Annotated in this window: 11 protein-coding genes; 8 read left to right on the forward strand and 3 right to left on the reverse strand. The window is 62.5% G+C overall.

What is annotated here, in order from left to right:
- Positions 1-150: 150 nt before the first annotated feature.
- The 6 genes from topA to rpmG all read left to right on the forward strand — a co-directional run bounded on the left by topA (position 151) and on the right by rpmG (position 7834).
- Positions 151-2817 (forward strand): type I DNA topoisomerase, encoded by a 2667-nt coding sequence (gene topA, locus AC070A_RS18520; protein ID WP_112995488.1) that lies wholly within the window; start codon positions 151-153, stop codon positions 2815-2817.
- A 2-nt stretch (positions 2818-2819) separates the two neighbouring features.
- On the forward strand, positions 2820-5192 hold the full coding sequence (gene rnr, locus AC070A_RS18525) for a ribonuclease R (RefSeq protein ID WP_057252286.1): 2373 nt from the start codon (positions 2820-2822) through the stop codon (positions 5190-5192).
- 26 nt (positions 5193-5218) lie between these two features.
- Entirely contained in the window at positions 5219-5674 is a 456-nt protein-coding gene (locus AC070A_RS18530; protein ID WP_057252287.1) for a DUF983 domain-containing protein, read from the forward strand.
- Positions 5671-6375, forward strand: coding sequence for an NUDIX hydrolase (locus AC070A_RS18535; protein ID WP_057252288.1), 705 nt, complete (start codon positions 5671-5673; stop codon positions 6373-6375). Before AC070A_RS18530 ends, AC070A_RS18535 begins: the two co-directional genes overlap by 4 nt.
- Positions 6376-6388: 13 nt before the next feature.
- Positions 6389-7573, forward strand: a complete 1185-nt coding sequence (locus AC070A_RS18540) for an MFS transporter (protein ID WP_093232267.1) — start codon at positions 6389-6391, stop codon at positions 7571-7573.
- 93 nt (positions 7574-7666) lie between these two features.
- Positions 7667-7834 carry a 50S ribosomal protein L33 gene (rpmG, locus tag AC070A_RS18545; protein ID WP_034795357.1) on the forward strand — a complete coding sequence of 56 codons (168 nt, stop codon included), beginning with the start codon at positions 7667-7669 and terminating at the stop codon, positions 7832-7834.
- Positions 7835-8417: 583 nt separating this feature from the next.
- Here rpmG and AC070A_RS18550 read toward each other — a convergent pair.
- Positions 8418-9785 carry a PleD family two-component system response regulator gene (locus tag AC070A_RS18550; RefSeq protein WP_057252290.1) on the reverse strand — a complete coding sequence of 456 codons (1368 nt, stop codon included), beginning with the start codon at positions 9783-9785 and terminating at the stop codon, positions 8418-8420.
- A gap of 17 nt (positions 9786-9802) precedes the next feature.
- The gene (locus tag AC070A_RS18555) at positions 9803-10174 is read right to left on the reverse strand and encodes a response regulator (RefSeq protein ID WP_003537642.1); all 372 of its coding nucleotides are present in this window, start codon (positions 10172-10174) and stop codon (positions 9803-9805) included.
- A gap of 156 nt (positions 10175-10330) precedes the next feature.
- Here AC070A_RS18555 and AC070A_RS18560 point away from each other — a divergent pair, with 156 nt between their 5' ends.
- A complete protein-coding gene (locus AC070A_RS18560; protein ID WP_113479287.1) occupies positions 10331-10600 on the forward strand; it encodes a DUF3572 domain-containing protein in 270 nt (89 codons plus the stop codon).
- Positions 10601-11261: 661 nt separating this feature from the next.
- Here AC070A_RS18560 and AC070A_RS18565 read toward each other — a convergent pair.
- A complete protein-coding gene (locus tag AC070A_RS18565; RefSeq protein ID WP_113479288.1) occupies positions 11262-11846 on the reverse strand; it encodes a GNAT family N-acetyltransferase in 585 nt (194 codons plus the stop codon).
- Positions 11847-11912: 66 nt separating this feature from the next.
- On the opposite strand from AC070A_RS18565, the gene AC070A_RS18570 reads away from it, so the two are divergent.
- Complete coding sequence (locus AC070A_RS18570; RefSeq protein ID WP_058329345.1) at positions 11913-13205, forward strand: DNA polymerase IV; 1293 nt, start codon at positions 11913-11915, stop codon at positions 13203-13205.
- The last annotated feature ends 86 nt before the right edge of the window (positions 13206-13291 follow it).

Genomic DNA, 13291 nt, shown 5'->3' on the forward strand with positions numbered 1-13291 from the left:
GAGTTGCATCACCTCCTCTCATCGTTATTTTGGGTGAACCCTCTTGACCCCGCACGAATCCCTGTCCATTTCGGGGCATCGATACCAGGCGACACACGGCGCTGACAGCGCTGACGCCCGAACCAGAACCGGTTGTCTCAGAAAATGACGATGAATGTTGTAGTGGTGGAGTCGCCTTCCAAGGCAAAGACGATCAACAAGTACCTCGGGCCTAACTACAAGGTGCTGGCTTCGTTTGGCCATGTGCGCGATCTGCCGGCGAAGGACGGTTCGGTCCGTCCGGATGAAGACTTCGAAATGTCCTGGGAGGTCGATGGCGCCTCGGCCAAGCGCATGAAGGACATTGCCGACGCGGTAAAGTCCGCTGACGGCCTCATTCTCGCAACCGACCCGGATCGCGAAGGCGAAGCCATTTCCTGGCACGTGCTCGACCTCTTGAAGAAAAAGAAGGTGCTCGGCGACAAGCCGGTGAAGCGCGTCGCCTTCAACGCCATCACCAAGAAGGCCGTGCTCGAGGCGATCGCCCATCCGCGCGACATCGACATCTCGCTGGTCGACGCCTATCTGGCGCGCCGCGCGCTCGACTATCTCGTCGGCTTCAACCTGTCGCCGGTCCTCTGGCGCAAGCTTCCGGGCGCCCGCTCGGCCGGCCGTGTGCAGTCCGTCACGCTGCGCCTTGTCTGCGATCGCGAGTCCGAGATCGAGCGCTTCATCTCCGAGGAATACTGGAACATCTCCGCGCTGCTGAAGACCCCGCGCGGCGACGAGTTCGAGGCCCGCCTCGTCTCGGCCGATGGCAAGCGCCTCGCGCCAAGGGCTGTCGGCAATGGCGAAGAGGCCAACCGGCTGAAGACCCTGCTCGATGGCGCCGCCTATGTCGTCGACAGCATCGAGGCAAAGCCGGTCAAGCGTAACCCGTCGCCGCCTTTCACCACCTCAACACTGCAGCAGGCCGCCTCCTCCAAACTCGGCTTCTCCGCATCGCGCACCATGCAGGTCGCGCAGAAGCTCTATGAAGGCGTCGACATCGGCGGCGAGACGGTCGGTCTGATCACCTATATGCGTACCGACGGCGTGCAGATGGCGCCGGAAGCGGTCGAGGCCTCGCGCAAGGCGATTGCCAGCCAGTTCGGCGACCGCTACCTGCCGGAAAAGCCGCGTTTCTATTCGACCAAGGCGAAGAACGCCCAGGAAGCGCACGAAGCCATCCGCCCGACCGACTTCAATCGGACGCCGGACCAGGTCCGCCGCTTCCTCGACGGTGACATGCTGCGCCTCTACGATCTGGTCTGGAAGCGTGGCATCGCGAGCCAGATGGCATCGGCCGAGATCGAGCGCACCACGGCAGAAATCACTGCCGACAACGGCGGCCAGAAGGCGGGCCTGCGCGCCACCGGCTCGGTCATCCGCTTCGACGGCTTCATCGCCGCCTATACGGATGCCAAGGAAGACGGCGAGCAGACGGATGATGGCGAGGAGGATGGCCGCCTGCCGGAAATCAACGCGCGCGAAAACCTCGCCAAGCAGAAGATCAACGCCTCGCAGCACTTCACCGAGCCGCCCCCGCGCTACTCGGAAGCGAGCCTGATCAAGAAGATGGAAGAGCTCGGCATCGGCCGGCCGTCGACCTATGCCGCGACGGTCACGACCCTGCTCGACCGCGACTACATCACCAACGACAAGCGCAAGCTCATACCCCAGGCCAAGGGGCGGTTGGTGACGGCGTTTCTGGAAAGCTTCTTCACGCGCTATGTCGGCTACGACTTCACGGCGTCGCTCGAAGAAAAGCTCGACCAGGTCTCGGCCGGTGAGGTCAACTGGAAGGATGTACTTCGCGACTTCTGGAAGGATTTCTTCGCACAGATCGAGGAAACAAAGGAGCTGCGCGTCACCAACGTGCTCGATGCGCTGAACGAGGAACTGGCGCCGCTGGTCTTCCCGAAGCGCGAAGACGGCGGTGATCCACGCATCTGCCAGGTCTGCGGCACCGGCAAGCTGTCGCTGAAGCTTGGCAAATATGGCGCCTTCGTCGGCTGCTCGAACTATCCGGAGTGCAACTTCACCCGCCAGCTTTCCTCCGAAAGCAACGGCGACCAGGAAGCGGCGGTCTCCAATGAACCGCAGGCGCTCGGCAAGGATCCGCATACCGGCGAGGAAATCACCCTGCGCAGCGGCCGTTTCGGCCCCTATGTCCAGCGCGGCGACGGCAAGGAAGCGAAGCGCTCGAGCCTGCCGAAGGGCTGGACGCCATCGACGATCGACCATGAGAAGGCGGTCGCGCTGCTGTCGCTGCCGCGCGATATCGGCGCGCACCCCGAAAGCGGCAAGATGATCTCGACCGGCCTTGGCCGCTACGGACCGTTCGTGCTGCACGACGGCACCTATGCCAATCTCGAATCGATCGAAGACGTCTTCTCGATCGGCCTCAATCGCGCCGTGTCGGTTCTCGCCGACAAGCAGTCGAAGGCCGGTGCCGGGCGTGGCCGCACCGCCGCCGCCTCGCTCAAGGAACTTGGCGACCACCCGGACGGCGGCTCCATCACCGTTCGTGACGGTCGCTATGGCCCCTATGTAAACTGGGGCAAGGTCAACGCGACGCTGCCGAAGGGCAAGGATCCGCAGTCGGTGACGGTCGAGGAGGCACTCGTGCTGATTTCGGAGCGTGCCGCCAAGGGTGGAACTACCAAGGGCAAGCCCGTGAAGGCCAAGACGACCAAGGCGGCGGCAAAGTCCGAGGACGGCGCAACCAAGTCGACCAAGGCCAAGGCACCTGCCAAGAGCAAAACGAAGACGGCCGCCAAGGCCAAGAAGGGCTGATCTTGACCAGAATACCGCGCGATCCGACCGAACAGTCCGGCAGAAGAGCCATGGGCAAGAAGCCTGCTCGCGCGGCCAAGGGAGGACCGGCTCCGGCAAGCGAGCCCATCATCCACGGCGCGGTTCCGCCGCGTGACGTGCTGATGCGTTTCATTGCCGAAAACCCGGACCGCGCCTCCAAGCGCGAGATCGCCAAGGCCTTCGGGCTCAAGGGCGATACCCGTGTCGAGCTCAAGGCGCTGCTGAAGTCGCTGGAAGTGGACGGCCTCGTCGAAAAGAAGCGCAAGTCGCTGGTGCGTCCCGGCGCCCTGCCCCCGGTGACCGTGCTCGACATCACCATCCGCGACGTCGACGGCGAACTGATCGGCCGTCCCGCCGAGTGGCTGGACGATGACGGCGTCGCGCCGGCGGTGCTGATCAAGCAGTCGGTTGTCGGCAAGGCCAAGGGCAAGGTACCGGTCGGCGGTCTCGGCGACCGGGTGCTCGCCAAGATCTTCCCCGCCAAGGAGCGTGGCGGTCCTGCCTATACGGCGCGCATCATCAAGGTTCTCGACAAGCGCAAGGACGCCGTGCTCGGCGTCTTCCGCGCCACTCCAGGCGGCGGCGGCCGGCTGATGCCGATCGAGAAGCGCGGCGAAGAAGTGCTCGTCGATCCGGAGTTCACCGGCAACGCGCAGGATGGCGATCTGGTCGAAGTGCAGCTCTCGCGCCTCGGTCGCTACGGTCTGCCACGGGCCCAGGTCCAAAACGTCATCGGCTCCGTGGCCTCGGAGAAGGCAATCTCGATGATTGCCATCCACGCGCATGGCATCCCCCACATCTTCCCCGAGCGTGTGATCGAAGAGGCGAACGCCGCCGGTCCCGCCACCATGGCCCATCGCGAGGATTGGCGCACGCTGCCGCTGATCACCATCGACCCGGCCGATGCCAAAGATCACGACGATGCGGTTTATGCCGAACCCGACCCGTCCGAGGACAATCCCGGCGGCGTCATCGTCACGGTCGCAATCGCCGACGTCTCCTATTACGTCCGTCCGAAATCGGCGCTGGACCTGGAAGCGCTGAAGCGCGGCAACTCGGTCTATTTCCCCGACCGGGTGGTACCGATGCTGCCCGAACGGATTTCGAACGACCTCTGCTCGCTGAAGGAAGGCGTCGATCGTCCGGCGCTTGCCGTGCGCATGCGCTTCTCCAAGGAAGGCCGCAAGGCCGGCCACACCTTCCACCGCATCATGATGAAGAGTGCTGCCAAGCTCTCCTATCAGCAGGCACAGGCGGCGATCGACGGCAACCCGGACGACAAGACCGGGCCGATCCTCGACGCGATCCTGAAGCCGCTCTGGGAAGCCTATCGGATCCTCACGCGCGGGCGCGACCGGCGCCAGCCGCTCGAACTCAACATGCCCGAGCGCAAGATCATCCTGAAGCCCGACGGCACGGTCGATCGCGTTTTCGTCCCGGAACGCCTCGACGCCCACAAGCTGATCGAAGAGATGATGATCCAGGCAAACGTCGCGGCCGCCGAGACGCTGGAGCAGAAGCGCCAGGTGCTGATCTATCGCGTGCACGACCAGCCGTCGCTCGCCAAGCAGGAAAGCCTGCGCGAGTTCCTGGCGACGCTCGACATCTCGCTCGTCAAGGGCGGCAACATGCGCTCGAACCATTTCAACGGCATTCTCGCCAAGGCCGAGGGAAAACCCTTCGAGACGATGGTCAACGAGATGGTGCTGCGGTCGCAGAGCCAGGCGATCTACAGCCCCGAGAACATCGGGCACTTCGGCCTGAACCTTTTGAAGTACGCACATTTCACCTCGCCTATCCGGCGCTATGCCGACCTGATCGTGCACCGGGCGCTGGTTGCCTCGCTCGGCCTTGGCGAAGGCGGGCTGACGCCGCAGGAAGAGGGCGTGCTCGACGACATCGCCGCCGAGATCTCGACCTTCGAGCGTCGCGCCATGGCGGCGGAGCGCGACACCGTCGACCGGCTGATCGCACACCATCTGAATGGCCGTGTCGGCGAGGAATTCGAAGGCCGCGTCTCCGGCGTCACCAAGGCGGGACTCTTTGTCACCCTGCCCGCCTATGGCGCCGATGGCTTCGTTCCGATATCTACGCTCGGGCGCGACTACTTCATCTATGATGAGGCGCATCAGGCGCTTTCCGGCGAAAAGACCGGGCTCGGCTATCGCCTCGGCGATCCGGTGCGCGTTAAGCTCGTTGAAGCTGTGCCGCTTGCGGGTGCGCTCAGGTTCGAGATGCAAAGCGAGGGGCGCAAGATGCCGACGGCAACGCGCTCCTTCCACAAGTCCGGCCGGCGCGATCGCACCGGAGCACGTAAGACGCCGGGAACGCGGCCGCCGCGAGGCAGGCGTTAGAACTCCCGTAAGGCAGAGGATTAGGCATGAAAGCAGCGGCAGGCGAAACACTTCAACTGGGCGGTAGCGAAAGCGACAAGCGCTCCGTTGGCCTTTCGATGAAGCGCGGCTTTCTCGGCCGTTGCCCGGCCTGTGGCAGCGGCAAGCTGTTTCGCAGCTACGTCAAGTCCGTCGATGCCTGCGCCGCCTGCGGCGAACGCATGGACCATCACCGCGCCGATGACTTCCCGCCCTATATCGTCGTGACGATCGTCGGCCACGTCGTGCTTGCGGGCTACATGATGACCGATCTCATCCTGCCGCTGACAACGTGGCAGCATCTGGCAATCTGGGCACCGATCACCGTGATCAGTTCGTTGGCGCTGCTGCAGCCGATCAAGGGTGCCGTCATCGGCTTGCAATGGGCGCTCAGGATGCACGGTTTCGGCGGCCACGAAGACGCACCGGAAGATGTCCTGCCGCCGCGAGACGACAGGGCATGACGTCTGCGCGGGGCCTGGGCGGCGAGGTCGAACGCCAACGTTCCGCAGCCGTCAGGCCACGCGATGCGGCCTCCGTCATGCTGCTTGACCGCCAAGGGGGACGCGTGCGCGTCCTGATGGGCAAACGGCACAGCGCCCATGTCTTCATGCCGGATCTCTATGTCTTCCCCGGTGGGCGGCGCGATGCCGGCGATCACCGCATCGGCTTCGGCTCCGACCTGCACCCTTCCGTCCTGCATGCGCTGAAGGCGGCCGGCACGCGCGAGCTGACGGATGCACGCGCACGCGCGCTCGCCCTTGCCGCACTGCGCGAACTTTACGAAGAGGCCGGCATCGCCGTCGGGCAACCGGCTCCCTCTGCCACAGCGCCGGTTCCATTTCTTCCCGATCTTGCAAAGTTGCGCTATATGGCTCGGGCCATTACCCCTCCGGGCCACGCGCGGCGGTTCGATACGCGCTTCTTCGCATTGTTTGCGGACGAGGCCAAAATCGATCCGACACGCTTCCTGGACAGCCGGGAGCTTCAGGATTTGCAGTGGATCGATGTGAACGATTCTCCGTCTCTACGGATACCCGACATCACCGCCATCATACTTGCTGACCTCAGAAGCAGTCTCGACACCGATCCGTCGCTCCCCTGCGAACGAGAGGTGCCACTTTATGCCGCGCGCCGTGGGCGCCTCGTCCGCACGTTGCTCTAAGGACCCTCGTCGCATGTCACAGCCGTCGCCCGGTACAGTTGCACCGGTTGAGGAAATTCACTGGCGGTCGCTGATCGCCGCCGTTGCAGCGATCAGTGCGGTCGGCATTGCAATTGGTCTCGGTCTGCCGCTCCTGTCGATCATCATGGAGAAGCGCGGAATCTCCTCGACGCTGATCGGCTTGAACTCCGCCATGGCTGGCGTGGCATCGATGGTTGCCGCCCCGTTCACGACCAAGTTCGCTCATAGACACGGCGTCGCGCCGACAATGCTGTGGGCCGTCCTGATCGCAGCAACGAGTTCGTTCGGCTTTTACTACATTACCAACTTCTGGCTCTGGTTCCCGCTGCGGATCGTTTTCCATGGGGCGATCACCGTCCTCTTCATTCTCTCCGAGTTCTGGATCAACGCCACGGCGCCGCCGGCAAAGCGCGGCTTCGTGCTCGGCATCTATGGCACGTTCCTGTCGCTGGGCTTCCTGACCGGGCCGCTGTTGTTTTCAATCCTCGGCAGTGAAGGCATCCTGCCTTTCATGGTTGGCGCCGGCGTCATCCTGCTTGCCTCGGTGCCGATCTTCCTCGCACGCGACGAAAGCCCCGTCATAGACGAGAAGCCGGAGCGGCATTTCCTGCGCTACGTCTTCCTCGTGCCCACCGCAACCGCCGCCGTGTTCATCTTCGGCGCGGTCGAATCAGGCGGTCTTTCGCTGTTCCTCATCTTCGGCACGAGAGCCGGTTTCAGCGAATCGCAGGCGGCCCTCCTGCTGACTGTCATGGGGGTCGGAAATTTCATCTTCCAGATCCCGGTCGGCATGTTGTCCGACCGCGTCAAAGACCGGCGAACCCTGCTCTCGGCCATGACTGTTATCGGCCTTGTTGGCGCGCTGTTCCTGCCGCTTCTGGTCGAAAGCTGGTTCCTGATGGCGATCGTATTGCTGTTCTGGGGCGGCTGCGTCTCCGGGCTCTACACGGTCGGTCTCAGCCACCTTGGCTCGCGGCTGCAGGGCGCCGATCTTGCCGCCGCCAACGCCGCTTTCGTGTTCTCCTATGCCGTCGGCACGGTTGCGGGGCCGCAGGCCATCGGTGCTTCAATGGATGCCACCGGCAACAATGGCTTTGCCTGGGCGATCGCCGGCTTTTTCGGCCTCTATGTCGCGCTTTCGGTGGTCAGGATCGTTTTGAAGCCAAAACGGCCTTGACTTTTCGGCCGCGATTTGTAGTTTCGCGCCAACCTTGCCCGTGGCCCGCAACCGGTTGTCCACGGCTTTCATTGTTACAAAGGCAGGACGACCATGGCAAAAGCCACCACCATCAAGATCAAGCTGCTTTCGACAGCCGACACGGGTTTCTTCTACGTCACGACCAAGAACAGCCGTACGATGACGGAAAAGATGACCAAGACCAAGTACGACCCGGTCGTCAAGAAGCACGTTGAGTTCAAGGAAACCAAGATCAAGTAAGATCGACCGTTTCTCGGGAATTTAGGGCGCCGACCGCAAGGTCAGGCGCCCTTTCCTTTTGGACGTCCGGGAAACGGCGCGCAAGGCACCGCTGGCTTCGGTGACAGGTCAAAGGATGCTTGAAAGACATGCCGACACGGCGCCCCCTCGCCCGGTGCCGAGAAAGCAAAAACGCCGCCCCAAGATGGGACGGCGCTTCGGAAAAGGGGGTCGGCTGGCGTCTGACTGCGGCACGAGGATTCCGCAGAAGTCAAAAGCCAACCGACCGACCCCACGACCCAGGAGATGCGGCGGACCTGAGCATCATGGGGTAAGTAAAATGTTGGTAGGCGATGCCTACTTGTTCATCAGCATCACCTGAAAATGGAAAAAAATCAACGAATTCTTAATGCGCGAAGCGGTGCCGCTAAGCGCATGGTTAATTTTGTATCAGACTGAGACAGGCACACGCATGGGCGCCGCGGCTACCCAATCTCCCCGGTAGCATCGGCTGTGGCGAGAATACAACTTTAAATGCAACCCGCAAGAGGTGACCCAAGAAAATCACTGGGTCGCGGAGCGCCCGGATTGGACGGACAAACGCTCAGGCGGCCGCCGCCACCACGCGGTTGCGGCCCTCGTGCTTGGCCTGGTAGAGCGCCGTATCCGCGCGCTTCAGCAGAGCCTCGGCCGTGTCAGCACCCGGCCTGAGCGTCGCTATTCCCATCGACGCCGTTACCTTCAAAACGCCATCCGCCTGCGGAACCGGGAACGGCAGGCTTTCGATAATCATGCGCAAGCGCTCGGCGACGCCCGCCGCCATTTCAGCCGACGTATCCGGCATCACGACGACGAATTCCTCTCCGCCGAAGCGGCAGGCAAGATCGGCCCCGCGCACGGTGGTGCGAATGCGGTTGGCGAACTCCCGCAGCACTTCGTCGCCGGCATCATGGCCGTAGGTATCGTTGACCTGTTTGAAACGGTCGATGTCGGTCATGCAGATGGAGAGCGGCCGGCCGCGCGCCGCAGCCCGGTCCATCAACAGTTTCAGGTGGGTGTCGAAATAGCGGCGGTTGTGCAAGCCTGTCAGGCCATCGGTGACGGCAAGTTCGATGGTCTGCTGCACGCTCGAGCGCAGCCTGTCATTGCAATGCTTGCGCCGGATCTGGGTCATGGAGCGGGCAATCAGTTCATTGGGATCAACCGGCCGCATCAGATAATCGGTCACGCCGAGATCGAGCGCACGCACCACCATCTCGTCGCTGCCCTGCTCCGCGATCAAGAGGATCGGGATGAAGCGCGTCCGCTCCAGCGAGCGCAACTGCGAACACAGCCGCAGGGGATCGTAGTCGTCGAAATTCGCATTGACGATGACCAGGTCGAAGTTGTTCTCGGCCGCTTCGAAGAGCGCTGCCTGCGGATCGGAAATCACCGAAACATCGGCGATCGGCTTGAGGGCGCGTTGCAGCCGCTCCTGTGACGAGCCACGGCCATCGACGAGCAGAACATTGCCCGGCTCGTCCGGACGATCCGCACCGCCGACGTCTTCGAGGCCGATGGTCTGCGCCGTCTGGGCGCGCAGGCGCAATTCATCGCTGACATTCTTCAACCGCACCAGGCTCTTCACGCGCGACATTAGCTGGAGATCGTTGACGGGCTTGGTCAGGAAGTCGTCGGCGCCGGCCTTCAGGCCGCGCACGCGATCCGACGGCTGGTCGAGCGCCGTCACCATGACGACGGGAATATGCGCCGTGCGCGGATTGGCCTTCAGACGTTCGCAGACCTCGAAGCCATCGAGGCCGGGCATCATAACGTCGAGAAGCACGAGATCGATGGGCGTCTTCTCGCAAAGCGCCAGCGCCGAATAGCCGTCATTGGCCGTCAGTACATCGAAATACTCGGCGAGCAGCCGGGCTTCGAGCAACTTCACATTGGCCGGAACATCATCAACGACAAGAATACGCGCAGTCATATCAATTTTCCCGCCGCTCAGGCATCGCCCAGGTAGGTTTTGATCGTTTCTATGAACTTCGGTACGGAAATCGGCTTGGAAACATAGGCTTCGCATCCACCCTGGCGGATCCGTTCCTCGTCGCCCTTCATCGCAAATGCGGTGACCGCAATGACCGGAATGACGTGAAGCTCGTCATCTTCCTTCAGCCATTTCGTCACTTCCAGACCGGATACTTCCGGCAACTGGATGTCCATGAGAATGAGATCGGGCCGGTGCTTGCGCGCGAGCTCGAGCGCCTCCATGCCGTTGCGCGTCTGGATCGTCGCGTAGCCGGAAGCCTCAATCAGGTCGCGGAACAGTTTCATGTTCAGCTCGTTGTCTTCAACAATCATTACCTGTTTGGGCATGTCGATCCCTTGCTGTCCATCATCGTCTTGCAAGTCTCCTCAGGACATTTAACTTGCAGAGCCGACGACTCGACCCATTTCCTCAACTTCAGAGATAGGCCTATTTGGTTGAAAAATAGGTAACTCCGCACGTAAAAACCATACGGGGACGAAGCATTGAAGAGCGCTGACGAAATCGCCATCGACATCCTTGCCTGGCTCGCGGGCGAGCCTGAGCTTCTGTCCCGTTTCCTGGCACTGACGGGCACCGATCCAACGGCGTTGCGCAATGCCATTGCCGAACCCGGCTTCATGGGCGGTCTCATCGCCTTTCTCATGGACCACGAGCCGACGCTGATGGCATTCTGCCAGGCAACCGGCACGGCACCGGAAGATGTCGTGAGCGCCCATGCGGCGCTTTCGGGCCATTCGGGTTTTGAGGATTGAGCGTGCCAGGCAGGTCTATAGACGACCGCATACAGCTTCGAGAGCGCCCGCTGATCGTCAGCGACGTCGATGAGGTCGTGCTCGAATTCATCAATCCCTTCAAAGCCTTTCTCGATAGCTGCGGCCACGTGCTGCTGCCCCGATCGTTCCGCCTGACCGGCAACATCATCGATCGCGCGAACGAACAACCGCTGGCGGAGGCGGAGGTCAAAGCCCTGCTTGATTCCTTCTACGGGACGCAGGATCGCTGGCAGACGCCGGCTGCACAGGTCGTCGAGACTTTGGCTGCTCTGTCGAAGGAAGCGGACATCGTTTTCCTGACGGCGATGCCGCCGCATCACGCGGCGGTCCGCCGTGCCTTGCTCGACCGGCTTGGCCTTCCCTATCCGCTGCTTGCCTCCGAGGAACCGAAGGGACCGATCGTCCAAAATTTGCACGGCGGACGCCCGGTTCCGCTGGTCTTCGTGGATGATATTCTTCGCAACCTGCAGTCGGTCCAGCATCACACGCCGTCCTGCCTGCTGATCAACCTGATGGTTAACGCGGAGTTTCGCGCGCTTGCACCAAAACCGGACGCCGGCATCCGCGCTGTGGCCGACTGGCCGGAAGCGGCGGCCACCATCCGCGCGCATTTCGAGGGCCAGTTCAGCGCCGGTTCCCATCAGTTCAAATCCAATCGCATCAGCGGTCTACCATCCTTGCGGCGCGCCACGATGTCGAATCCTGCAGCCTCGAAGACCGTCGTCGCGCCGACCCAAAGGGCGACTGACTTGGACTGTTTGGCACGATCGATCGGACAAGCATCGAGATAGCGCGCGCCGCCCGCCCTGGCGTGGTCGATCGCGGCGCGCACGATTTGATGGCTCAACCCCCTGCCCCGCAGCTTCGACTGCATGAACAGACAGCTCAGCGCCCAGATCGTCGGATCGGTCGCTTCACGGTCCTCCAGCGGTCGCGCGACCGTGCGCGGCGAATTGAACTGCGGAACATCCTGGCGCGGACCAACCTGAACCCAGGCCACCGGCGTTCCCTCGAAATAGCCGAGGATACCGGGCGACGGCGCGGTATCGATACGAGCCTTGATAAAGGCCTTGCGCTCCCTTGCCGGCATCGCCGTTCGAACGGAATGCGGCAGGCGCAACGCGGTGCACCAGCAACCGCCATAGGCACCGTTCGGCCCAAAAAGCTGCTCGAAATCCGCCCAACTATCTGCCGTGACAGGTGAGAACTGGAGTGTGATTTCCAACAGAGCCTCCCTTGAGACTCACTAGCGTAGAGCGTAAGGTCGCGATGTTCAATATTTGTTCCTGATATGCCCGACAGCGCTGCTCAATCTCCAGGCTTCTGCCGCGACTGCCTCAAGGAACAGGCCGCTAGCGCGCGGCGCTGCACGGCCTGCGGCAGTCCGCGCCTGCTGCGCCATAGCGAGCTCTACGATCTCACCTTGGCGCATATCGATTGTGACGCCTTCTATGCGTCGATCGAGAAACGCGATGATCCGGAGCTTGCCGACAAGCCGGTGATCATCGGCGGCGGCAAGCGTGGCGTGGTGTCCACAGCCTGCTACATCGCCCGCATTCACGGCGTGCGCTCGGCAATGCCGATGTTCAAGGCGCTGGAGGCCTGCCCGCAGGCCGTGGTCATCAAACCCAACATGGAGAAATATGCGCGCGTCGGCCGCGAGGTCCGCACGCTGATGCAGGAGTTGACGCCGCTGGTGCAGCCACTGTCGATCGACGAAGCATTTCTTGAGCTCAGAGGCACCGAGCGACTGCATCACGATCCGCCGGCCCGCACCCTCGCGCGCTTCGCCCGCCGTGTCGAGCAGGAGATCGGCATCACCGTTTCGGTTGGCCTCTCCTACTGCAAGTTCCTCGCCAAGGTGGCTTCCGATCTGCAAAAGCCGCGCGGCTTTTCCGTCATCGGTCAGGCCGAGGCGCTGGAGTTCCTGAGGGAAAAACCGGTCACTCTGATCTGGGGCGTCGGCAAGGCCTTCGCCGCCACCCTGGAACGCTATGGCGTGCGCACGATCGGGCAATTGCAGACCATGGAGGAAGCCGACCTGATGCGCCGCTATGGCACCATGGGGCAGCGGCTCTATCGCCTGTCGCGCGGGCTCGACGAGAGGGCGGTCGAAATCGACGGCGAGGCGAAGAGCGTTTCCGCGGAGACGACGTTCAATGACGACATCGCACGCTACGACGACCTGGTCACGCACCTTAGGCGCCTGAGCGAGCAGGTGGCCCACCGGCTGCGAAAGTCCGAACTCGCGGGCCAGACCGTCGTTCTGAAGCTCAAAACCACCGACTTCAAGCTTCGCACCCGCAACCGGCGGCTCGACAGCCCCACCCGGCTTGCCGACCGCATTTTCCGCACCGGGCTTCAGCTTTTGGAGAAAGAGGCGGATGGCACGAAGTATCGCCTGATCGGGATTGGCGTCAGCGATCTATCCGCCCCGGATCTGGCCGACCCTCCGGACCTTGTCGATCCGGCGGCAACCCGCCGGGCAGCGGCCGAAGACGCCATGAACAAGCTGCGCGACAAGTTCGGTAAGGAGAGCGTCGAGACCGGCTATACCTTCGGTACCCGCAAACGCGATCACTGAACGTAGATACACGGCGATCACGCAACCTTGATGTGGCCCACACACGGACTGGATGAATTCCTTAAAGATTGCCGGCTAGGCTCGTT

This window comes from Ensifer sp. GW101-20A05 (genome assembly GCF_059424735.1).